The organism is Vibrio sp. FF266, assembly GCF_041439695.1.
GTDB lineage: Bacteria > Pseudomonadota > Gammaproteobacteria > Enterobacterales > Vibrionaceae > Vibrio > Vibrio tasmaniensis_A.
Genome location: NZ_JBGOOO010000002.1, coordinates 242,232 through 264,017, shown reverse-complemented (window position 1 = coordinate 264,017; position 21,786 = coordinate 242,232). Strand labels below are relative to the sequence as shown.

The following is a 21,786-nucleotide window of genomic DNA, read 5'->3' as shown; positions in this document are numbered from 1 at the left end:
CGAGTTACTTAGGCGCCTTGAGCTGCATCTCAGGTAGCGCTCTCTTCTTCGCTGTGATTTTACGTATTGCAAACCAAATCAGTAAGCCCAATAAAATCGCAGCCACATTCCCTACCGCTATAATCATTATGCTGCGCTGCCTGTCATCTTCTCTTTTTTGAAGAATCATTAATTTTTCAGCAATACGCTTCTGCTCAGCAAGAGCTTCCTCTTGAAGACGTCGAGATTCTGCTAGGTCTATCTCTTGAACAACGCTGTACGACTGCTCGGTAATCGGGAAGATCAGTGGACGCTGGCTTGACGCATCGGTGGCATAAACCATCCCCGACCAAGTGTAAATTCCCAAATCATCATTATAAGGCAACGATAAAGATACTTTCATCGCATCCGCTTCGGCTTGGCCTTGCTTATACATCACATACCCATCAGGGGCTTTATACTCAACGTGAGCTGCTAACGAGCTCGGTGCAATCATACCTGGCTCGCCAGATGCCACGACGGTATGAGATAAGCCTTCTTTGCGAGACTGAATGAAGGTGGTGGTGATTGGCGTTGGGTAAACCAAGACCTCTTGCTCTTGCGCTCGCAGGAACACACCATTACCAGAAGTAATTCGAGCTCGATATTTACCAGGCTCAATGTCCATTGGTAACGACACGGTGAACACACCATCTCCAGCTTTTTCGTCAAGATCAACGCCATCATCGGCAAATTCACCCATGACAACCGGAATTGGCCGCGCTTCTCTCACTAAGGACTCTTCGTTTTCGACGAACTTAGTGAATGTTACTTTAAGCTTCACACGGTCAAGAAAATCCCGCAGCACAAGCGGCTTGCCATCGGATGTCAAACGAGCGGTAAATTTAATGTGTTCAGTTTGGTACAACTTGTCTGGAAATTCATTGGCGTCTAAAACCAGATGAGATAAAAGTTTGATATTATTTTTAGGTGAGACTTTACCTACCGCTTGCCAAGGACCCGGCATCGGATTGTCGATAGAGATAATATCCATTGACGATTCTTGGTACCAACGGACATTATCAGCATGACGCAAAGCGTGGTACTTCTTGCCATCAGGACGAACCAAGACGACGGGTTTAGAATTATCGGCTCGATAGATCACAAAAGTAACTTGCTCGATACTGGGATCAACTCGAAAGCGATTATCCAATAAACTCATTACAGATTCTGTTGCTGCGTGTAAGCCAAAGCTCAACAGCAATAAACAACCGGTAGCCAATACCCTTAACATACTTTCTCCCTACTGACGCCAGAGGCAGCTTCCGCTTTTCTCGACGAGGTCTAAACGACTTTGATGCGCTTCTACTTCATCGGCCGTAGCTCGCAAAACCTTTAGGGATTTTCGACCACTTTCTGCTCTTCGTATGCTTTCGCCTTCGCCTTCTTGTTGGCCAGCGTTAAATTGCAGCGAAGTTTGCCCACCTGTCATCAATAAGTAGACGTCCGCTAGAATCTCCGCATCGAGCAATGCGCCGTGAAGAGTACGGTGTGAGTTATCAATACCATAACGGTCACATAAGATATCTAGATTGTTTCTTTTCCCTGGGAATATCTTCTTCGCCATCGCCAAGGTGTCGGTAACTTTACAGTAGTCATCCGTTTTACCTATCGCAGGATTAAGTTTCTCAAACTCATAGTCCATAAAGCCCGTATCGAAGGGCGCGTTATGAGCCACCAGCTCCGCACCTTTAATAAAGTCGAGAAACTCTTTATGTATGTCTTGGTATTCTGGTTTATCAATCAAGAATTCATCGGTAATACCGTGAACGCCAATCGCCTCTTCTTGAATCGCACGATCGGGCTTGATATAGACGTGAAAGTGACGCCCAGTCAGCCTACGGTTGATGATCTCTACTGCACCAATTTCAACGATGCGATGTCCCATATAGTGGGGGCCACCCTCTGTATTCATACCGGTGGTTTCGGTATCAAGTACAACGATGCGTTTGTTTTCATTCGAACTGTTTTTTTCGTTCGTGCTTTGTTCTGGAGTGCTACTGGTATTCATAAGGATAACTGTGTCAGACTATGCCGATAATGTGCTTGAGGTAATAGTATCAAATCATGACGAAACAAGTTGAAATTTTCACTGATGGTTCTTGTTTAGGCAACCCAGGTCCTGGCGGCTACGGCATCGTACTTCGCTACAAAAAAGTAGAGAAGACGTTAGCCGAAGGTTTCACCTTAACCACCAATAACCGCATGGAAATGCTCGCCGCTGTTGTGGCTCTCCAAGCCCTCAAAGAGCCTTGCTCTGTCATTCTGACCACAGATAGCCAATACGTACGTCAAGGTATCACCCAGTGGATTCACAACTGGAAAAAGCGTGATTGGAAAACAGCCGATAAAAAGCCCGTTAAAAACGCAGACCTGTGGCAAAGACTCGACAAAGAGACGGCGCGCCATAGCGTTGATTGGCGCTGGGTTAAGGGGCACGCGGGGCACCGAGAAAATGAAATGTGTGATGATTTAGCTCGAAGTGCAGCTGAAAACCCGACCCAAGAAGATACGGGCTATCAGCCAAGCTGATCATTTTCTTAAAGGAAATGTCAGTATCTAAAACAGATATAGCAATGGAAAGCCGACTATGAGTCGGCTTTTTCTGCTTTTAACGGATACGAATTTTTAGCGGAGTCCAAGGTGCGACGCGTATTGGTTCTAAAACTGGCTCCTACAGGAGAGAAGCGTCGCTTAAGGTGCCAATGTGGCTTGATAGGCTTAAGTGGATAAGTACGTTTACGAGCAACAATAAAGTATTGGCTACCAGCGAACGATGCACAGCTGCCTAAGCTGTTCTCCAACCACGTCCACATCGCTTGGTATTTACTCATAGGGAACAACGCGTAGGTGTCACAATGAATCACTTCATAATTAAGTACGCCTAGCCAATCTTTAATTCGGTTTGGCGTGTACATACGTCCACTCCATGGCAAGCTGTTCTTTCGCCAAGGCATCAAACTGGCAAGCCCAGTCACACTAAAAGGGTTAAAGCCGGTGATAATAATATAGCCATCGTCCATCATTACTCGGTCGACTTCCCTCAATAGCCGGTGTGGGTCGTTGCTATAATCTAACTGATGACTCAGCACCACAACATCAAAGCTTTTCTCTAAAAAGGGTAAATTATAACCATCTGCTATCACATTATGTAATGGGTTCTGGATATCTAGGTTTACTTGATGTTGAATGTTGCATGTGCAGCTAGAAATCTCACTGCTGAGGCCACCAAGTTTGAGCATATGGTAACCAAATAGTTTTGGGCACCACTCATCAAGTCGAGTTTGAATAGATTCTCTCAACCAGTCCCCATTGTGCAATTGTGCCCAAGTATAAGGACGCTCAAACTTCTTTCTGCTACGTGCTGGCTTCATCAATAATCTGTCTCACTTATTCTGTCTCACTAAAAGTGACTGGAGAACCAATAATGTTACATATCAAAAGCATACCTGCATTTAACGACAATTACATCTGGCTGATTCAAAATAGCGATCGCCGTTGTGCTGTCGTCGACCCTGGTGATGCAGCTCCAGTATTAGAGTTCTTAGCACACCATGAGCTAACTTTAGATGCAATCTTGATTACGCACCACCACCACGATCACATTGGTGGCGTGCCAGAGCTGGTAAGACAATTCCCTGGCGTGGATGTCGTTGGCCCCAAAAATGAACCTATCCCGACCTTAACGCATCCCGTTGATGACGGTGACCAATTAGAGCTGTTTGGCGAAGTATTCCTCGTGCTAGGGCTCAGTGGGCACACCGCTGGGCACATTGGTTATGTGGGTGATGCCAAACTGTTTTGTGGCGATGTACTGTTTTCAGCTGGTTGTGGGCGAATCATGGAAGGCACACCACAGCAGATGTTTGATGCATTGAACAAGATCACAGCACTCCCACAAGAAACCGAGGTTTACTGTGCTCATGAATACACGGCAGCCAATATCGCTTTTGCACTGGCTGTTGAGCCTGACAACCAACATTTGCAACAATACCGCGACCAAGTGAATCGGCTTCGAGCCCAAAATAAGTCGACCATCCCCACAAATTTAAGACAAGAAAAGTTTATTAACCCCTTCTTACGCTACACAGAACCAAGTGTAGTGAAATCAGTATCTAATCGTACTGAGCAGACCGATCCTTTATCGGTTTTTACCGCTTTACGTGCGTGGAAGAACGAATTTTAACAAATACAGGCTTGTCACTCATAGGGAGTGGCAAGTATTATCATCGGCCGTTTATTAAAAAGGCTGTAACATGCGAGTTAAGTACAGCTGGGCTTTGGTACTACTACTTTCTGGTTGCCAATTAACTCAGTCAGAGAATCCAGACCAAGCTTCCGAGCAAACCAACACCTCCCCTACTAAAGAAGTTTCTCAAGCGAACGTTTCATCGGGAGCGATCCAAGAACAACCAAAAGTTGAAACACCTGTCGTTACTCCACAAACACAGCAAGATGTTTGGAAACGTATTGCGATGCAACTTGAAATGGAAGTTCCGGACCAAAAGAAAGTCGACTACTACCGCACTTGGTACCTCAAGCACCCTGGTCATCTAAAAACTGTATCAAAACGCGCTGAACCTTTCCTTTACTTGATCACAACTAAGATTGAAGAAAGAGACTTGCCTTTGGAGCTGGCCCTGTTGCCCGTCGTTGAAAGCTCGTTTGATGCATTTGCTTATTCTCACGGTAGCGCTGCTGGACTATGGCAGTTCATTTCGGGTACTGGCAAAGCTTACGGACTAGAACAAAACTTCTGGTACGATGGCCGCCGTGACGTAGCCGCTTCAACCGACGCTGCATTGGATTTCTTAACCGACCTGAACAAACGTTTTGATGGGAACTGGCAACACGCAATCGCTGCCTACAACAGTGGCGGTGGTCGTGTGAACAGCGCAATCCGTAAGAACAAGAAGCTGGGTAAGCCAATCGACTTTTTCTCTCTAGACTTACCAAAAGAGACCAGCAGCTATGTACCTAAGCTACTTGCACTGGCCGACGTGATTGCCAACCAAGAAAAGTATGGCATCGATATCCCTGCGATCCCGAACAAGCCAGTGCTGACTCTGGTTAACCCAGACGAACAACTTGATCTGGCGATTGCGGCAAACTACGCAGGCATTCCTGTCAAAGAGCTGCAAGGCTACAACCCAGCTTATAACCAGTGGGCAACGGCACCAGAGAAACACCAACAATTATTGCTTCCTCTAAGCTCTGTTGAGAAGTTCAATAAAGAAGTGGCAGCCAATAAAGGCAAAGGCATGAAGTTGGTGCGCTATAAAGTGCAATCTGGCGATAGCATCAGCGTACTGGCGAGTAAATACAACACCACCAGCAAAGTGATCCGCTCTGCAAACGGTTTGAGCAACAATAATATTCGTGTTGGTCAGCATCTATTTATTCCAACATCAACCAAAGACGACAAGACATACGCACTAAGCGCTTCAAATCGCCTAGCAAGCACACAGTCAAAGAGTCGGGGTCAATATAAGCTTAGCCATACCGTAAAAAGTGGTGATAGCCTATGGACGATTGCGCGCGCAAATAAGGTATCTCACCAATCACTGGCTAAGTGGAATGGCATGGGACCACGTGACACACTTAGAATTGGTCAAGAACTGGTCATTTGGAAGAATGGTTCAGACGGTGCCATCATCCGAACTGTCTTTTATAACGTAAGATCAGGTGACACAGTCAGCGGTATTGCATCAAAGTTCAAAGTAAAAAGCGCAGATGTTGTAAAATGGAACGCTTTGCAGAACAAGAAATACCTACAGCCAGGACAAAAACTGAAGCTGTATGTTGATGTAACTAAGGTAAGTGTATGAACCCGTCAAGTAACCCACTCGTCATGCTGTTGGATATATTCCGTTCACCAACAGCGTGTTTCTTAGCGCTTTATCAAAGAAGTGCTTGGGGATGGCAACCCTACGTCGTATTAATGCTCAGCCCATTCTTATTTTGGGGTGCCTATTTTTCGAATGTAGATTTTGCATGGTTAAGCGCTGAGTTGTCACAGCAACTGGCTCAAACAAACCCTGACCAATTGGCGTTACTTGACAGTAATACTCTACTCGCGAGTGAAATCATCAGTGATGTATTCGGCCGTACGTTAACCATCATTCTGTTGGCATTTTGGTTTAACTTAGCAACAAAGCCAAGCCAACACCAACATAGCTTTTGGCGATGGTTTGCAGCCGCATCGGTAGTGATATTCCCTGCCGTTCTAGGCGATGTAGCAAGCTACGCAAGCCTGATACTCAAGCACGGGCATGTGATGAGCTACGCGGCCGACTTGAACAGCTTAAACGGCTTAATCAAGTTGCCACTAACCAATGATTGGTCGCAATTTGCCAGCTCATTACCACTCTTGTTGCCTTGGTACATTGTATTGGGTTATGCAGCAGTATTAACTTGGACGGAGTTTGAGCGTGGTCAGGCACTGGCCATCTCTGGTTTGCCATGGGTTGGCTATTACCTAATCTGGGCTCTCTACATTTTAATCTTTTAAGCTGAATAGATAAAAACAAGGCTAGCGAAAATTCACTAGCCTATTTGCTCCGTTAGATTACCCAACGTAACCACCGTGCGAATGGTTAAGCTCCAATGACTAATAAGCTAATAGGCTAATAGGCTGGCTAATAGCTTCTTACTATTTAACCTTAAAGGTCACTCGCATAGGGTTATGATCAGAGGCGTCCGTAATGGGCGCTTTTGCTTTGTCTACTTCTAACCCTCGATAGAACACATGATCGAGCACCAACCCTGTCATAAACTGTGTACGGTTATCTGGTTCAAAAGCAACTTCCGTCAAACCTACCTGTTCCAACGCATCTTTCAATACAGCAAAGCGAGCTTCACTCCAACTGTTAAAATCCCCAGCAAAAATAACAGGCCCACGATACTTTTGGAGATTGTCGGTTAAGCTCTTGAGCTGAGCCTCGTAATCTTCCGTACCAAAGGTAAAGTTCACCGCATGGATATTAATCACAGCCAGCTCTTCGCCATTACTTAGCAGATAGCGAGACCAAAGTGCAGATTTAGGTAATTGAAGCCAAGGTTCTTCATGAGTATAAGCACAAGCTTCAATCGGTAGATGCGTCGCTAGGTTGAGTACGCCTGCACTTTGTTCAAAAGCTTCAAATGCATTCACTCGAGTACTTCCCCATTGACCACTCGTTACCCATTGGCGAAGCCCTTCTGTCATACTCGCTTCTTGCAGCAAAACTAAATCGCTACCGGCTGACAGCTGATTTAACTCACTTTGCCAATTATTTCGGTTTTGCTTATAGATATTCCACACGGTAATGTCTAGGCCATCAGACACATCAATCGCTTTCGGGGCTGAGTTTTGGTAGCAGCTGTAGATATCGTTGCTAGTATTTTGAGAAGAAGTGATCAAATTGGGTTTATTCGGGATCACGAAGATAATATGAAAGCTAACAACAGCAAGCGTTATCAATAACGTGATAACAATGATGGTTTTCTTAAACATACAGCACCCTACCAGAAATGAAAAAGGAGCGATAAACGCTCCTTTTAAGGTAATAGTTTTTTTATACGGCGTCTTCGTCTTCTTCGCCAGTACGAATACGTACCACACGTTCAACTTCAGTAATGAAGATCTTACCGTCACCAATTTTACCTGTTTGAGCCGTTTCGATAATGGTATCAACACATTGGTCAGCCACTTCGTCGGTCACAACAATTTCCAATTTCACTTTAGGTAAAAAATCGACCATGTACTCTGCGCCGCGGTATAGCTCAGTATGACCTTTTTGACGTCCAAAGCCTTTAACTTCAGATACTGTCATACCCGTAATACCCACTTCTGCAAGTGCTTCACGTACATCATCAAGTTTGAATGGCTTGATAATGGCTTCAATCTTTTTCATGTTCATCCCTTAAACTGTGCGAATAGCTCATTATCGGTTAGCTATAGTAAACATTCAATGAAAAAAGCCAGAGCTTTAAAGCTCTGGCTCGAAATTTATCATCTTGTTTAATCAGCGCTTTGAGAAGGTTTTACTTAAGGCTTGCGTAGTAAGCGGCTAGATTCGCGATGTCTTCATCACTCAGCATTGAAGCCTGAGCCTGCATTACAGCCGCCAAACCGCCGGTGCGCTGGCCGTTCTTATATGCCTTAATTGATGAAGCGATGTATTGCTCGTTTTGGCCTTTAAGGTTTGGATATCCTGGGATCATTGCGATACCGTCTGCGCCATGACAAGCCGCACAGATTGCCGCTTTAGCTTGACCCGCAGCAACATCACCCGCCAGAGCGTTACCACTCAATAGTCCAAATCCAAGAACTAATCCTAGTGTAATTTTCTTCATTGCATATTCCATTAATTATTTTTATTAAAGTGACGGTGAATTGTGACACAAACTTTTTCTACTTGCTCCAAAGCGCTTCACAATCTTGACCTTCGTAGTTTTTATCTACGAATAAGCCTAAAACAGCGATCACTCGATCGCCATCCATTAATATTGGCGTTCGACGTCTTAACCAGCTGGGTACTTGGTATTCCTGAAAAAGCTTCTTGAGTTTTCGACTATGACCACGACCAACTGGGTGAGCCGACACTCCTTCAGGGTTAAAGATCACTCGTAAGGTTCCGTTGGCTTTAGTAAGGGAAAACCGTTGTACCTCTCGGTTATTAGATGCACTAGCACTCGACACCGCTTTCAAATGGATCTCACCTAAACCATCAGGCAATAATAAATTCTCATCAATCAAGATTTCACTTTCCCAGTTCGACAAATCTTTAGTGTCTTGTACCAAGTAGAGCTGATTATTAAAGCGCCTAATCTCAACATCATTCAACACCAGCTTAGGATTGGCGTCTGCCTGAGCACAAGCCACTTCATCCCAAATAAGTTTTAGCTGCTTTTGGCTTGGCATCGGTTGATTACAATGGCTGATCCACATTCTGATCAAACGTGCTCGTAACAAATCAGAATGCTGAGATAACGAATCAATGCTTAAGCTCTGGCTCTTACTGTTACAGCCTCCCAAAGCTTGTTGTAAGTGAGACTCAAGCAGTTCGTCGAGTAGCGACTCTTGTTCTGCACATAATTGAGCACTGCGACAGACCGATTCTCGAAAGCTAGGCCAGCGCTCTGTCAACGTCGGAGTGACTTGATGACGAATGAAATTTCGATCAAAGCGCAGATCCTGATTACTCTCATCTTCGACCCAAGTTAACCCCATATCGTGAGCCGACGCTTCGATGTCTAATCGAGTCACTGACAGCAGAGGTCTCACAATAAACGCTTCGCCAAACGACATCACTTTCGCCATTGAAGAGAGTCCTTTCGGACCGCTGCCACGTTTTAATGCCAGCAAGAAAGTTTCGAGTTGGTCATCAATATGTTGGCCTGTAATTAGAACATCACCAAAACTAAGGTGCTTCTGAAGCGAATCATAACGAGCATCTCGAGCCAGCTTTTCAACACTTTCTCCGCTGTTAATATCTAGAGATACTCGCTCGATGGCTAAAGGAACCGACAAAGCATCACACCATGTTTGGCATTGCTCAGCCCAAAGATCAGCATTCTTACTGAGACCGTGATGAACGTGCACCGCACAGCACTCAATGTGATGGGACTTAGCGTATTGCGCAGCCAATTCCAATAACACTCGCGAATCGACACCACCACTGAAAGCAACGACTAACCGACGAGGTTTTAGATCGCTTTGTTGAAATGCAGAGGTAAAAGTTTCGATTAAGTGAGTCATGGGGTTAAGTGAGCCGTGTGTACTAATGAGAAAGGAGAATGTTTTAATAATAAAAAAGGGTTGGCACTGAGTCCAACCCTTTCATCAACTTGTTACGGAAAGCAGGTCTTATACCTTGCTAAGGTCGCTTATCAGCAGTAACCGTAGCTCATTAGACGCTGGTAACGACGCTCTAGAAGTGCTTCGTTATCAAATTGCTCTAGCTCTTCTAACTGTTTAACTAACATGTCTTTCATGTTCTGAGCTGTCTGTATTGGATCGCGGTGCGCGCCACCTAGAGGCTCAGGGATGATTTCATCGATAAGCTCAAGCTCTTTAAGGCGAGGAGCTACTAGGCCCATCGCTTCAGCAGCTTGTGGTGCTTTATCTGAATCACGCCACAGGATTGAAGCACAACCTTCTGGAGAGATTACTGAGTATGTAGAGTACTGAAGCATGTTCACGTAATCACCAACACCAATCGCTAGTGCACCGCCTGAACCGCCTTCACCTACAACGTTACAGATAACCGGAACTGAAAGGCCGGCCATTACTTTAAGGTTCTTTGCGATCGCTTCAGATTGGCCACGTTCTTCAGCACCAACACCTGGGTAAGCACCCGCTGTGTCGATGAAAGTAATGATTGGCATGTTGAAACGCTCAGCCGTTTCCATTAGGCGAAGTGCCTTACGGTAACCTTCTGGCTTTGGCATACCAAAGTTACGGATCACTTTCTCTTTAGTCTCACGACCTTTCTGGTGACCAATAACCATAACAGGACGACCATTTAGACGAGCCATACCACCCACAATTGCTTTGTCGTCAGCGTAAGCGCGATCGCCCGCCATCTCTTCAAACTCTGTGAAGGCATGCTCCAGGTAATCTTTGGTGTAAGGACGTTGAGGGTGACGAGCAAGTTGAGCTACCTGCCATGCACCTAAGTCACTAAAGATTTTCTGTTTAAGCTCTAAGCTTTTTTTCTCTAGTTGTTCAATTTCTTTGTCTAGATCTACCGCTGCGTCACCACCGTGACGCGAAACGTCACGTAGCGCTTCGATTTTTGCTTCAAGTTCAGCGATAGGCTTTTCAAATTCTAGAAAGTTCAGGCTCATCTATGAATCCTTGTTGATTCAGCTCCGCAGTTACGGAGCTAAATTTTAGTTAAATTCGAGTTCTACTTGGCTATTTCCAAGCAGCTGTTTTAATTCGTCTAGTAATGTATCACTTGGCGTCACACGCCATTCTGTGCCCAATGTTAACCGCGCTCTAGCGTCGGCACGTTGGTAGTATACATTGACTGGGACCGTTCCGGCTCTATAAGGTTCTAAGATTTGACCAAAGCGTTCAAAAAATTGACCGTTAATTTGGGATTGCTCGATAGATATCGACACCCCACGAGCATATTTCTCACGGGCGCTTCCTAAGTCCATGACCTCGCGCGCGGACATTTTAAGCCCACCATTGAAATCATCAAAGCTGACCTGTCCAGAAACAACCACAATTTTGTCTTTTTCGAGCAATTCTGCGTAGCGATCGAGCGCATCAGAGAACAACATCACTTCCATCCGACCCGATCGGTCATCAAGAGTCATCAAACCGATTCGAGTACCGCGCTTCGTGGTCATGACCCTAGCCGCAATGACCAAACCTGCAATCGTTAAGGATTGGTCACGACGAGTCGGCGTCGCATCTTTCAAGCGACAGCTGGTGTATTTCGCAAGTTCTTTAATGTAAGCATTCACCGGGTGACCCGTTAAATACAAACCAAGCGTTTCGCGTTCACCTTCTAGCCAAACCTTTTCAGGCCATTTAGGCACTTGAGTATACTTGTGTTCAACCTCTTCCGGAGCGTCGGTCAACACACCAAACATATCAGATTGACCGAACGACTCAGCATGGTGATGTTGGCTTGCTGCCTTAACCGCATCTTTCAAAGATGCCATCATCGCCGCTCGGTGAGGACCTAATCTATCTAAGGCTCCGGATAGAATCAACTTTTCGATAACACGTTTGTTGACCTTCTTCAGATCAAGACGTGCACAGAAGTCGAATAAGTCTTTAAAGTAACCACCTTTGTTACGCGCTTCGATGATGGCTTCAATTGGGCCTTCACCAACCCCTTTAATCGCACCGATTCCATAAACAATTGCGCCATCTTCATCCACATTAAAGCGGTATAGGCCCGAGTTGATGTCAGGTGGAAGGAGCTTGAGTTTCATACGGAAACACTCATCGACAAGGCCAATAACCTTCTCGGTGTTATCCATATCCGCGGTCATTACTGCCGCCATGAATTCCGCAGGGTAGTGTGTTTTCAACCACAGTGTTTGATAAGAAACCAGTGCGTATGCAGCCGAGTGAGATTTGTTAAAGCCGTAGCCCGCAAACTTCTCTACCAAGTCAAAGATCTTCATGGACAGTTCGCCATCAACACCATTGGCTTCAGCACCTTCTTTAAAGGTACCGCGCTGCTTTGCCATCTCTTCTGGCTTTTTCTTACCCATCGCACGACGCAGCATATCGGCTCCACCAAGCGTATAACCCGCAAGGATCTGAGCGATTTGCATTACCTGTTCTTGATACAGGATGATACCGTAAGTCGGTTCTAGTGTTTCTTTTAACGATTCGTGTTGCCACGTTTCATCAGGGTAAGATACTGCCTCTCGTCCGTGTTTACGGTCGATAAAGTTATCTACCATGCCTGATTGCAGAGGGCCCGGACGGAACAAGGCCACCAATGCGATGATATCTTCAAAACAGTCGGGCTGTAGACGCTTGATCAGGTCTTTCATACCGCGGGATTCCAGCTGGAATACCGCCGTCGTTTCTGAATTCTGTAATAAGTTAAATGACGCTTGATCATCCAAAGGAATCGACTCGATACGAACCGGATCTTTCCCCTCTTTCGCTAAACGAGGGTTTACTAGGCCAAGTGCCCAGTCAATGATCGTCAGTGTACGCAGCCCCAAGAAGTCAAACTTAACCAAGCCAGCAGTTTCTACGTCATTCTTATCGAATTGCGTTACTGGGAAGTTACCTTCCGCATCGGCATAGATAGGTGCAAAGTCAGTAATCGTGGTCGGTGAGATTACAACACCACCCGCGTGCTTACCTGCGTTTCGCGTACAACCTTCTAGAATTCGACATTTATCAATCAGCTCACGAACTTCTTCATCACCATCATAAAGTTCAGGCAATGCAGGCTCTGCGAGGAATGCTTTCTCTAGCGTCATGCCCGGATCAGGCGGAACCAGCTTAGAAATTCGGTCAACAAAACCAAATGGGTGGCCTAATACACGGCCAACGTCACGGATTACCGCTTTTGCCGCCATAGTACCAAAGGTGATGATCTGAGAAACGGCATCACGGCCGTACATTTCAGCTACGTGGTCAATAACTTGGTCACGTTTATCCATACAGAAATCGATATCGAAATCGGGCATGGATACACGTTCTGGGTTCAAGAAACGTTCGAACAGCAAGTCATATTCAAGTGGATCAAGATCGGTGATATCAAGCGCGTAAGCCACCAAAGAACCAGCACCAGAACCACGACCTGGGCCTACTGGTACATCGTTATCTTTTGACCACTGGATGAACTCCATTACGATCAAGAAGTAACCTGGGAAACCCATGTTATTAACTACTTCTAGCTCGATTTTAAGTCGCTCATCGTATTCAGGCCTGCGTTCAGCTCTGACTTTTTCATCAGGAAACAAGAATGCTAAACGTCGCTCAAGACCTTCTTCTGATTTTTTGATCAGGAAGTCTTCAATCGCTAAACCTTCCGTCGGGAAGTTAGGTAAGAAGTACTCCCCTAAACGTACAGTCACGTTACAACGCTTAGCGATCTCAACACTGTTCTCTAATGCTTCAGGGATATCTGAGAACAACTCACACATCTCTTCTTCGCTACGGAGGTACTGTTGTGGACTGTAGTTTTTCGGTCGACGTGGATCAACCATGGTAAAGCCGTCGTGAATCGCCACACGGATTTCATGAGCGTCAAACAAGTCTTCGGAAATGAAGACCACTTCATTAGTCGCGACAACAGGCAGGTCTTCTTGCTCGGCTAATTCCAGCGCAAAGTGCAGATAAGACTCTTCGTCCGTACGTCCAGTTCGAATGAGCTCCAGATAAAAACGGTCTGCGAAATGTGTTTTGTAAAACTCAACGCTGCTTGCAACCAACTCTCTATTGCCTTTCAGCAACGCTTTACCAATCTCACCTTCTTTTGCACCCGATAAAAGAATCAGGCCTTCCGCATGTTCAATCAGCCACTCTTTATCAATAACAGGCTGATGCTGCACATGGCCACGAAGGTAAGCTTTTGATATTAATAACGTTAGGTTGTTGTAGCCTTTATTACTCGTTGCAATAACGGTGAGTTTTGTCAATTCATCGCCAAAATCAGGAGACTGCATCAAGAAGTCAGAACCAATAATTGGTTTAACCCCACACCCATGAGCAGTACCGTAGAATTTCACCAAACCGCACAGGTTGGTAAAGTCGGTCAATGCTAGAGCAGGCATACCCATTTCAGCGACTTTTTTTACTAATGGTGGCACCTTGGATAGGCCATCCACCATCGAAAAGTCACTGTGTACGCGTAGGTGAACAAATTTTGGATCTGACATTATTTTTCCTGAGTTCTAGGTTTGAGCCTAGGATTACAACTGTGTGTATTCTATTTTTTTCTAGCGCCACTAAGCAACTTTATTCGATGCTAAGCTCTAATCTATGCCAAGAATACGTTTTACTGGCTTAAAGCTTTTACGGTAATGCTCGGTTACGCCATGTTTTTCAATCGCTTCAAAATGCGCTTTTGTCGGGTAACCTTTATGTTTAGCAAAACCAAACTCTGGATGAAGCTTATCAAGTTCTTCCATCTCTTGGTCACGAACCACTTTAGCGATGATAGACGCTGCGCTGATTTCAGCCACCCGTAAATCCCCTTTCACAATAGCCAGACCGGCCATCGGTAGCTCAGGGACTCGGTTTCCATCTATTAGCGCCATATCAGGTTGAACACTCAGCCCGGCAATAGCACGCTGCATAGCTACCATAGTCGCTTGTAAGATATTCAACTCATCAATTTCTTGTGGGGAACAACGACCCACAGACCATGCCAAGGCTTTCTCTTTAATTTGAGGAAGCAGGGCAAGGCGCTTTTTCTCAGACAGTTTTTTTGAATCGTTCAAGCCTTCGATTGGGTTATTCGGATCGAGGATAACCGCGGCGGTAACTACATCACCAACTAACGGCCCACGCCCCACTTCATCAACACCAGCGAATAACTGGTAGCCTTGAGGATACTCAAAAGGAGGAAATTCTTTTTTCTCTTTTACTGCCATGACAATTCTCTTTGTAACTTTTAAGCAAATGCTTTTGAAAGAAGCACTTTATGATTCAACAAACTCTCGACCGATCAATTTCAGAACTGCGTTAGCCGCCTGTTTGTCAGCATCTTTACGAATCCAGTGATGCATTTCAGTAAAGCGTTCAATAAGTGGCGCGTTGTCGGTTGAAAGCATCTTATCGACCGATGGGAAAAGGTAATCTGGGTGACACTCTTCAAGAATGTGTTCTTTTACGATTTCTTCACCCGCTAGGATATTCGGTAACGAGACAAATTCTGTGATCGACAATTTCTTAACGATATAGCCAGTGAGCTTGTTGACCTTGTAGCCAACGACCATCGGTCGTTTCAGCAACATACACTCAAGAGCAACAGTACCAGAAGCTAACAAAACAGAATCAGCAGCAGTAATCACATTGGTAGCCGTATCTTCTACTAAGGTAAATTCAAGTTCAGGTGCCGTCGATTGCCAGATCTCTGTAAACTGTTTCTTGCGCTGTTCATTAACCAATGCAACAACAAAATTGATATCAGGGTACTTTTGCTTAATGCGCTGACAAGTTTCGATAAATGGTTGAGCAATCAAACTCATTTCACCACCACGGCTACCCGGCAATACCGCTAACCACGGCTTATCTTGATCTAAACCTAAAAGATCGCGAGCCTCTTTCTTATTCGGCTCCAGTGGAATGGTATCAGCCAGCGTGTGGCCAACGAATTCACAAGCAACGTTATATTTATCATAAAACGCTTTTTCGAATGGTAAGAAAGCAAGTACCAAATCGGTTGCTTTGTCGATTTTAAAGATACGCTTTGGACGCCATGCCCAGACTGAAGGGCTGACATAATGAACAGTCTTAATGCCCGCGTTCTTAAGATCTAATTCAAGTCTTAGATTAAAGTCTGGCGCATCAATACCGACGAAGACATCTGGCGGGTTTTGAGTAAAGTACTTAACTAGATCCGCTTTCACTTTTAGCAAGCGAGGTAAACGACCAAGCACTTCTACAAGCCCCATCACGGCAAGCTCTTCCATTTCGAAAAGAGACTCACAACCAAGCGCCTTCATTTTTGGTCCGCCAATACCCACGAATTCAGCATTCGGATATTGTGATTTGATCGCTTTAATAAAGCCTTCGCCAAGCGTGTCACCAGAGAGTTCTCCAACAACGATACCTACGCGCAGAGGTTCATTCGAAACAAAGTCCAAGCTATTGGTTGCTGCTTCTTGCTGTGCCATAGTTTTCTAATTCCCTTCTTGCCTAAAACAAAAAAGATCGCCTAACGAGTAGCGATCTTTTTGTTATACCAATCTAACGAGGTAACTATTGTCATACTCATGTTGATTGGTACATAACCACATCAAGTATTAACGAATAATACCGCGCTCAGAGCTCTCTAGCATTTCTAACATAGGAGTTACCGAAGCAAACTCTTTCGCCATTTCAACTAAAGCGGCTTTCGCTTCTTCAAGTGTTTTGCCTGAACGGTATAACTCTTTGTACGCTTTCTGTAATGCTCGAATTTCTGGTTTCTCAAATCCGTTACGCTTCAAGCCCACTAGGTTGAGGCCGAATGGAGCGGCATGATTACCCTGTGCAAGCACGTACGGCAGTACATCTTGAACAACCGCAGAACAGCCACCAATGTAAGCGTAAGCACCAATAGAACAAAATGGGTGAATAGCAGAAAGCGCCATAACACCCGCATAATCGCCAACGGTTACGTGGCCACCAAGAATAGCATTGTTACCAATGTGAGTATGGTTACCAACAATAACATCATGCGCTACGTGAGCATTTACACAAAGTAAGTTGTCATCGCCAATCACAGTGGTAGCTTTGTCTTGAGTTGTACCACGGTGGATCTGAACTGCTTCACGAATCACATTACGGTCACCGATCACAACAGTCGTGTCTTCACCACCGTATTTCTTATCTTGGTTTTCTTCTCCAATCACTGCGTGTGGGAAGATTCGGTTTTGCTTACCAATTGTCGTGTGACCTTTGATCACAACATGCGACATCACTTCAGTGTCATCACCAATTGTCACGTTACCAGCAATGTAAGTGAAAGGACCAACCGTCACGTTAGCACCGATAGTTACATCACCTTCGATTACTGCTGCCGGGTGAATTTTCGCTGTTTCATGAATCATATTAAAACTCTCTACGAGCACATTTAAGTTCAGCTGAACATACAACTACGCCGTCAACTTTCGCTACACCGTTGAACGATGCAATGCCACGACGTTCTTTTAAGAACTCAACTTCGATAACCAATTGGTCACCTGGCACTACTGGCTTGCGGAACTTCGCTTTATCTACGCTAGCAAAGTAGTAAAGCTCATTACCAGAAGGAGCACCAAAAGATTTAAATGCTAGAAGACCTGTTGCTTGCGCCATTGCTTCTAAGATCAACACACCTGGGAATACAGGAAGTTGTGGGAAGTGGCCTGTGAACTGAGGTTCGTTAACAGAAACATTCTTAATCGCAGTCAGTGTCTTTTCTTTTTCAAAGCTAGTCACACGATCAACCATTAAGAATGGGTAGCGATGAGGTAATAGTTCCTGAATTTCAGTAATGTTCATCGTTGTCTGTTCAGTAGTCAAAGTCGTATTCCTATGTATATTCTTTATTTAATGAGAAGGATTATAAACGAAAAAGACTCGCTGTACGCGAGCCTTTTATTAGAAATGCTGGAATTATGATTCCGCGCTGTTCTCGATAAGTTTTTCAACGGTTTTCAAACGCTTGTTCATTTCATCAATACGATGAACTCGCGTTGCTGTTTTACGCCAATCTTTATTTGGCTGCAAAGGAATACCTGAAGAGTACATGCCTTTTTCGGTGATACTGCGCATTACCATCCCCATACCGGTGATTGTAACGCCGTCAACGATTTCTATATGACCATTAATCACACAACCGCCACCAATAATACAGTACTTACCTATCGTTGTGCTGCCGGCGATGATAGTACCACCTGCAATAGCAGAACCATATCCGATGTGAACATTATGAGCTATCTGAAGTTGGTTATCTAAGATAACGTTATCTTCAATAATAGTGTCATCTAATGCGCCACGGTCAACGGTAGTACACGCGCCGATTTCTACGCGGTTACCAACACGAACTGAACCGACTTGCGGGATCTTAACCCACTCGCCTTTCTCATTCGCATAACCAAAACCATCGGATCCAATCACTGTACTAGATTGAATCAAACATGCTTCGCCAATCACCACTTCATGGTAAACACTTACGTTAGCCCAAAGCTTAGTACCTGCGCCAATTTTTGCATTTTGACCAATAAAGCAACCAGCACCGATAACGACGTCATCACCAAGCACTACGCCAGTTTCAATCACAGCATTGGCACCAATAGACACATTTTGTCCAATGGTCGCGTCGCCTGAAATTGAAGCAGAATCAGCAATACCCGTAGCTGGCGCTGGCGTGGAATCAAGCGCTTGAGCAACCTTAGCAAAAGCAACATAAGGGTCGCTGACCACAATAATGTTGGTCTTACACAGTTCACGCTCGCTCTCTTTAACCATAATAGCGGATGCTTTACAGTCACCAAGGTGCTTGCTGTACTTCACGTTCGAAAGGAACGTAATATTTCCTTCTTGCGCTTTATCCATAGGAGCGACTGCTGAAACGGTAACTGTACCGTCTCCGTGTAGCTCTCCACCGGTAATCGTTGCCAATTCGGCTAAGGTCAGATTCTTCATAAAACTTATTTCAGTGATTTAATTACTTTTTCAGAGATGTTGTATTCTGGCTTGCCGTACTGCAGAGCTTGAATATCAACGATCATGTCGTAGCCTTCTTTCTCTGCAACTTTAGTTACAGCATCTTGAATTACTTTGAATAGCTTCTGCTTCTCTTGTGCTTCACGACGTTGGCTTGCTTTTTCTAGTGCTTGAGCTTTGATTTTGTATTTGCTATCTAGTTGGCCGACTTCAATACGAAGTTTCTCTACTTCATCAGGCCCTAATAGCTCACCATCACGCTTAAGCTTTTCAATCTTAGTCTTAGCTTCTGCTTGGATACTTTGAAGCTCAGCAGCTTTATCTTTGAACTCTTCCTGCATTTTTTGAAGAACAACTTCACGCTGAGGTAGAGCCTGGAATACTTGTGCAGTATTTACATAGCCCACTTTTTGCGCAGCTTCAGCCGCTGTTGCAAAGAAAGAAGAGCTAAGAACTACAAGGCCTAAACCTGCTGCTTTAATCATATTTTTCAAAATATTGTCCTTTAAAGATTAGAAAGTTCTACCAATGGTGAATGTGAAGAATTCTTCGTCATCACCTTCGTAGATTTTGATTGGTTTCGCTAGAGAGAAAACCAATGGTCCCATCGGTGACATCCACTGAAGAGCGGCACCATAAGATGAACGGTAATTTGTTGGGTCAGAGTAATCGTAGTAGTACTGTTGACCGCTATTCGGTGCGCCACGGTCTACGAATTCGGTATCCCATACACTTGCCATATCGAAGAACACGCTAGTTCGAATCTGACTGCGCGCTTCATCAGAAGCAAACGGTGTTGGTACGATTAACTCTACGCTAGCCAAAGCAACCGCATTACCACCAACCGAATCATCGGTTGCAGAATTGTACGTCGGGTTGTTGCCCGTGCTATTTCCGTAAACAGCTTTTGGACCAGCTGAGTTAGAACCAAAACCACGTAGTGTTGTAAAACCACCCGCGTAGTAGTTTTCGTAGAATGGGAACAAGTTATCATTACCATCCGTTTGACCATAACCGTTACCATAGCCTAATCGACCACGCATCAATAGTGTGAACTCATGCTTTTTAGTCAACGGAATGTAATGTTTTACATCGTATTGCGCTTTGAAGTATTTCGCATCCGAGCCTGGTACGGTTATTTTCGCGAAAGCACGTTGGTGGTTACCTTCAGTAGGGAAGAAGCCACGGTTAAGGTTGTTGCGCGTCCAAGAGATATTGATATCGAAGTCATCGGTTAAGATATGCTCATCACCGTATTGGTCAATACTTCTCGCAAACTGTTCAACTTGAATATAGGTAGGAACGTTACCGATTTTGTTGTGCGTATAACCAAAACCAAACTCGAGACGGTTCAGCTCATCCATAGGGAAACCCCATGTTAAGCTCGTACCATAACTTTGGTTGGTATAATCGACAATACCCGCTTCAGAGGCTTCAAATTCGTTGTAGAAGATTTTCCCTCCCATACTCACACCATCAAGGTTCCAGTATGGGTCGCGGTAGTCTAAGCTCACATTCTTTTGGTAATCGTTCATCATGGCGCTTACGCCAACACGGTTACCAGAACCTGCAAAGTTATCTTGCTGTAAACCAACCTGGAAGCTGACACCCGATTCAGTACCGTAGCCAACACCGAAGTTGACGCTACCCGAGTTCGCTTCCTTAACGTTGTAAACCAGATCCACTTGGTCTTCACTGCCAGGAACACGTACCGTTTGCACATCGACCGTTTCAAAAAAGCCTAAACGGTTAAGACGGTTCTTACCTGTATCAATCGACTTGGAGTTCAGCCAGCTGCCTTCCATTTGACGCATTTCACGACGCAGTACTTCATCTTTCGTTGAGTTGTTACCCGTGAATCGAATATCACGAACGTAGATACGGCTGCCCGCTTCTACATTGATAACCAACGACACTTCTTTGGTCTCATCGTCAAATTCAGGAATCGTACGAACTTGTGGGTACGCATAGCCAGCTTCGCCTAGAATTCGTTTCACGCCCTCTTCTAAAGACGTTACAGAAGAACCGTTATATGTATCGCCATCTTCGAATGGCACTAACGCTTCGAAGTCAGCCTCGCGGCCGATAAGCTCACCACGGAAAGAGACATCTTTAACGGTATAAGCTTCGCCTTCATCTAGGCCTAGCGTGATGTAAACACCTTTCTTATCAGGAGAGATCGCAACCTGAGTCGAATCCACCTTAAATTTAAGGTAACCACGGTCAAGGTAGTAAGATTTCAACGCTTCGATATCACCAGCCAGTACTTGCTTCTGGTATTTTTCATCCGCAAGGAAATTCCACCATGCAACATCAACGTTCAAGTTGAAACGACTAAGTAGATCAGCGTCAGAGAAAACTTCGTTACCGATAAAGTTAATTTGCTGAATCTTAGCGGACACGCCCTCAGTAAACACAAACTTAAGGTCAGAACGGTTACGAGGCAGAGGCGTCACTACGGCTTTTACTGTCGCGTTGTATTTACCAACACTGTAGTAGAAATCTTCAAGGCCCTTCTCAATGTTACTCAGTGTAGTACGGTCAAGGGCTTCACCTTCACGAACACCAGATGCATCTAGGTTCTGCTGAAGTTGTTCTTCTTTGATCGCCTTGTTACCTGAGAATGAGATACTTGCGATGGTCGGTCGTTCTTTGACTTGAACAACTAAAACATCATCATCGCGAAGAACTTTAACGTCCTCAAAGTTGCCTGAAGCATACAGTGCACGAATGATCTCAGACACATCGCCGTCATCCACTTCATCGCCAATACGTACTGGCATTTTCAGTAGAGCTGCACCAAGTGCAACACGCTGTAAACCTTCGATCTTGATATCTTGAACTACAAAGTTTTGTGCTCCGTTCGCAGCCACACTAGTGGCCAATAGACTTGCGAACAGAATTTGCTTAATCGCCATACTTATTCTAAT

The 21,786-nt window shown here is 44.9% G+C and carries 20 protein-coding genes; 4 read left to right on the top strand and 16 right to left on the bottom strand.

The features are described from left to right. Nucleotides 1–4: 4 nt before the first annotated feature. Both ACED59_RS02975 and dnaQ read right to left on the bottom strand, forming a co-directional pair. Nucleotides 5–1,252 carry a TIGR03503 family protein gene (locus ACED59_RS02975; RefSeq protein WP_017096826.1) on the bottom strand — a complete coding sequence of 416 codons (1,248 nt, stop codon included), beginning with the start codon at nucleotides 1,250–1,252 and terminating at the stop codon, nucleotides 5–7. Between the two features lie 9 nt (nucleotides 1,253–1,261). Continuing rightward, nucleotides 1,262–2,029, bottom strand: coding sequence for a DNA polymerase III subunit epsilon (gene dnaQ / locus ACED59_RS02970; protein ID WP_009847393.1), 768 nt, complete (start codon nucleotides 2,027–2,029; stop codon nucleotides 1,262–1,264). 56 nt (nucleotides 2,030–2,085) lie between these two features. Between dnaQ and rnhA the strand changes: the two genes are divergently transcribed. Next, nucleotides 2,086–2,550 carry a ribonuclease HI gene (gene rnhA, locus ACED59_RS02965; RefSeq protein WP_009847394.1) on the top strand — a complete coding sequence of 155 codons (465 nt, stop codon included), beginning with the start codon at nucleotides 2,086–2,088 and terminating at the stop codon, nucleotides 2,548–2,550. 56 nt (nucleotides 2,551–2,606) lie between these two features. Here rnhA and ACED59_RS02960 read toward each other — a convergent pair whose 3' ends face one another. Next, entirely contained in the window at nucleotides 2,607–3,392 is a 786-nt protein-coding gene (locus ACED59_RS02960; protein WP_371704752.1) for a class I SAM-dependent methyltransferase, read from the bottom strand. Between the two features lie 53 nt (nucleotides 3,393–3,445). On the opposite strand from ACED59_RS02960, the gene gloB reads away from it, so the two are divergent. The 3 genes from gloB to ACED59_RS02945 all read left to right on the top strand — a co-directional run bounded on the left by gloB (nucleotide 3,446) and on the right by ACED59_RS02945 (nucleotide 6,529). Continuing rightward, nucleotides 3,446–4,204: a hydroxyacylglutathione hydrolase gene (gene gloB / locus ACED59_RS02955; protein WP_017096824.1), complete on the top strand. Its 759-nt coding sequence runs from the start codon at nucleotides 3,446–3,448 to the stop codon at nucleotides 4,202–4,204. A 70-nt stretch (nucleotides 4,205–4,274) separates the two neighbouring features. After that, entirely contained in the window at nucleotides 4,275–5,846 is a 1,572-nt protein-coding gene (locus ACED59_RS02950) for a LysM peptidoglycan-binding domain-containing protein (RefSeq protein ID WP_069595676.1), read from the top strand. Further along, the gene (locus ACED59_RS02945) at nucleotides 5,843–6,529 is read left to right on the top strand and encodes a YIP1 family protein (RefSeq protein ID WP_012604590.1); all 687 of its coding nucleotides are present in this window, start codon (nucleotides 5,843–5,845) and stop codon (nucleotides 6,527–6,529) included. Before ACED59_RS02950 ends, ACED59_RS02945 begins: the two co-directional genes overlap by 4 nt. A gap of 141 nt (nucleotides 6,530–6,670) precedes the next feature. Here ACED59_RS02945 and ACED59_RS02940 read toward each other — a convergent pair whose 3' ends face one another. The 13 genes from ACED59_RS02940 to bamA form a co-directional block, all read right to left on the bottom strand. After that, nucleotides 6,671–7,513, bottom strand: coding sequence for an endonuclease/exonuclease/phosphatase family protein (locus ACED59_RS02940; protein ID WP_029223798.1), 843 nt, complete (start codon nucleotides 7,511–7,513; stop codon nucleotides 6,671–6,673). Nucleotides 7,514–7,574: 61 nt separating this feature from the next. Further along, a complete protein-coding gene (glnB, locus tag ACED59_RS02935) occupies nucleotides 7,575–7,913 on the bottom strand; it encodes a nitrogen regulatory protein P-II (protein WP_017063373.1) in 339 nt (112 codons plus the stop codon). A 130-nt stretch (nucleotides 7,914–8,043) separates the two neighbouring features. Further along, nucleotides 8,044–8,367 carry a cytochrome c gene (locus ACED59_RS02930; protein ID WP_017096821.1) on the bottom strand — a complete coding sequence of 108 codons (324 nt, stop codon included), beginning with the start codon at nucleotides 8,365–8,367 and terminating at the stop codon, nucleotides 8,044–8,046. A gap of 46 nt (nucleotides 8,368–8,413) precedes the next feature. Further along, nucleotides 8,414–9,760, bottom strand: a complete 1,347-nt coding sequence (gene tilS / locus ACED59_RS02925; protein ID WP_017096820.1) for a tRNA lysidine(34) synthetase TilS — start codon at nucleotides 9,758–9,760, stop codon at nucleotides 8,414–8,416. Nucleotides 9,761–9,891: 131 nt separating this feature from the next. Continuing rightward, complete coding sequence (accA, locus tag ACED59_RS02920) at nucleotides 9,892–10,851, bottom strand: acetyl-CoA carboxylase carboxyl transferase subunit alpha (protein WP_017096819.1); 960 nt, start codon at nucleotides 10,849–10,851, stop codon at nucleotides 9,892–9,894. Nucleotides 10,852–10,896: 45 nt separating this feature from the next. Then, nucleotides 10,897–14,376 carry a DNA polymerase III subunit alpha gene (gene dnaE / locus ACED59_RS02915; protein ID WP_017096818.1) on the bottom strand — a complete coding sequence of 1,160 codons (3,480 nt, stop codon included), beginning with the start codon at nucleotides 14,374–14,376 and terminating at the stop codon, nucleotides 10,897–10,899. 96 nt (nucleotides 14,377–14,472) lie between these two features. Continuing rightward, the gene (gene rnhB, locus ACED59_RS02910) at nucleotides 14,473–15,093 is read right to left on the bottom strand and encodes a ribonuclease HII (RefSeq protein WP_017096817.1); all 621 of its coding nucleotides are present in this window, start codon (nucleotides 15,091–15,093) and stop codon (nucleotides 14,473–14,475) included. A gap of 48 nt (nucleotides 15,094–15,141) precedes the next feature. Next, on the bottom strand, nucleotides 15,142–16,338 hold the full coding sequence (gene lpxB / locus ACED59_RS02905; RefSeq protein ID WP_371704753.1) for a lipid-A-disaccharide synthase: 1,197 nt from the start codon (nucleotides 16,336–16,338) through the stop codon (nucleotides 15,142–15,144). A 129-nt stretch (nucleotides 16,339–16,467) separates the two neighbouring features. Further along, nucleotides 16,468–17,256, bottom strand: a complete 789-nt coding sequence (lpxA, locus tag ACED59_RS02900; protein WP_009847407.1) for an acyl-ACP--UDP-N-acetylglucosamine O-acyltransferase — start codon at nucleotides 17,254–17,256, stop codon at nucleotides 16,468–16,470. A gap of 1 nt (nucleotide 17,257) precedes the next feature. After that, nucleotides 17,258–17,710, bottom strand: a complete 453-nt coding sequence (fabZ, locus tag ACED59_RS02895; RefSeq protein WP_009847408.1) for a 3-hydroxyacyl-ACP dehydratase FabZ — start codon at nucleotides 17,708–17,710, stop codon at nucleotides 17,258–17,260. Between the two features lie 93 nt (nucleotides 17,711–17,803). Then, nucleotides 17,804–18,835, bottom strand: a complete 1,032-nt coding sequence (gene lpxD / locus ACED59_RS02890) for a UDP-3-O-(3-hydroxymyristoyl)glucosamine N-acyltransferase (protein WP_017096814.1) — start codon at nucleotides 18,833–18,835, stop codon at nucleotides 17,804–17,806. Between the two features lie 5 nt (nucleotides 18,836–18,840). After that, on the bottom strand, nucleotides 18,841–19,341 hold the full coding sequence (locus tag ACED59_RS02885; RefSeq protein WP_009847410.1) for an OmpH family outer membrane protein: 501 nt from the start codon (nucleotides 19,339–19,341) through the stop codon (nucleotides 18,841–18,843). A 27-nt stretch (nucleotides 19,342–19,368) separates the two neighbouring features. Further along, on the bottom strand, nucleotides 19,369–21,774 hold the full coding sequence (bamA, locus tag ACED59_RS02880) for an outer membrane protein assembly factor BamA (protein ID WP_017096813.1): 2,406 nt from the start codon (nucleotides 21,772–21,774) through the stop codon (nucleotides 19,369–19,371). Nucleotides 21,775–21,786 lie beyond the last annotated feature (12 nt).

Excerpts from the sequence above, each read along its gene's own strand:
- gloB (WP_017096824.1), top strand. The coding sequence starts at position 3,446 with ATGTTACATATCAAAAGCATACCTGCATTTAACGACAATTACATCTGG.
- lpxA (WP_009847407.1), bottom strand. The coding sequence starts at position 17,256 with ATGATTCATGAAACAGCGAAAATTCACCCGGCAGCAGTAATCGAAGGT.
- ACED59_RS02940 (WP_029223798.1), bottom strand. The coding sequence starts at position 7,513 with ATGTTTAAGAAAACCATCATTGTTATCACGTTATTGATAACGCTTGCT.
- accA (WP_017096819.1), bottom strand. The coding sequence starts at position 10,851 with ATGAGCCTGAACTTTCTAGAATTTGAAAAGCCTATCGCTGAACTTGAA.
- rnhA (WP_009847394.1), top strand. The coding sequence starts at position 2,086 with ATGACGAAACAAGTTGAAATTTTCACTGATGGTTCTTGTTTAGGCAAC.
- ACED59_RS02950 (WP_069595676.1), top strand. The coding sequence starts at position 4,275 with ATGCGAGTTAAGTACAGCTGGGCTTTGGTACTACTACTTTCTGGTTGC.
- ACED59_RS02885 (WP_009847410.1), bottom strand. The coding sequence starts at position 19,341 with ATGATTAAAGCAGCAGGTTTAGGCCTTGTAGTTCTTAGCTCTTCTTTC.
- rnhB (WP_017096817.1), bottom strand. The coding sequence starts at position 15,093 with ATGGCAGTAAAAGAGAAAAAAGAATTTCCTCCTTTTGAGTATCCTCAA.
- ACED59_RS02960 (WP_371704752.1), bottom strand. The coding sequence starts at position 3,392 with ATGAAGCCAGCACGTAGCAGAAAGAAGTTTGAGCGTCCTTATACTTGG.
- ACED59_RS02975 (WP_017096826.1), bottom strand. The coding sequence starts at position 1,252 with ATGTTAAGGGTATTGGCTACCGGTTGTTTATTGCTGTTGAGCTTTGGC.
- lpxD (WP_017096814.1), bottom strand. The coding sequence starts at position 18,835 with ATGAAGAATCTGACCTTAGCCGAATTGGCAACGATTACCGGTGGAGAG.
- glnB (WP_017063373.1), bottom strand. The coding sequence starts at position 7,913 with ATGAAAAAGATTGAAGCCATTATCAAGCCATTCAAACTTGATGATGTA.
- dnaE (WP_017096818.1), bottom strand. The coding sequence starts at position 14,376 with ATGTCAGATCCAAAATTTGTTCACCTACGCGTACACAGTGACTTTTCG.
- ACED59_RS02930 (WP_017096821.1), bottom strand. The coding sequence starts at position 8,367 with ATGGAATATGCAATGAAGAAAATTACACTAGGATTAGTTCTTGGATTT.
- bamA (WP_017096813.1), bottom strand. The coding sequence starts at position 21,774 with ATGGCGATTAAGCAAATTCTGTTCGCAAGTCTATTGGCCACTAGTGTG.
- tilS (WP_017096820.1), bottom strand. The coding sequence starts at position 9,760 with ATGACTCACTTAATCGAAACTTTTACCTCTGCATTTCAACAAAGCGAT.
- lpxB (WP_371704753.1), bottom strand. The coding sequence starts at position 16,338 with ATGGCACAGCAAGAAGCAGCAACCAATAGCTTGGACTTTGTTTCGAAT.
- ACED59_RS02945 (WP_012604590.1), top strand. The coding sequence starts at position 5,843 with ATGAACCCGTCAAGTAACCCACTCGTCATGCTGTTGGATATATTCCGT.
- dnaQ (WP_009847393.1), bottom strand. The coding sequence starts at position 2,029 with ATGAATACCAGTAGCACTCCAGAACAAAGCACGAACGAAAAAAACAGT.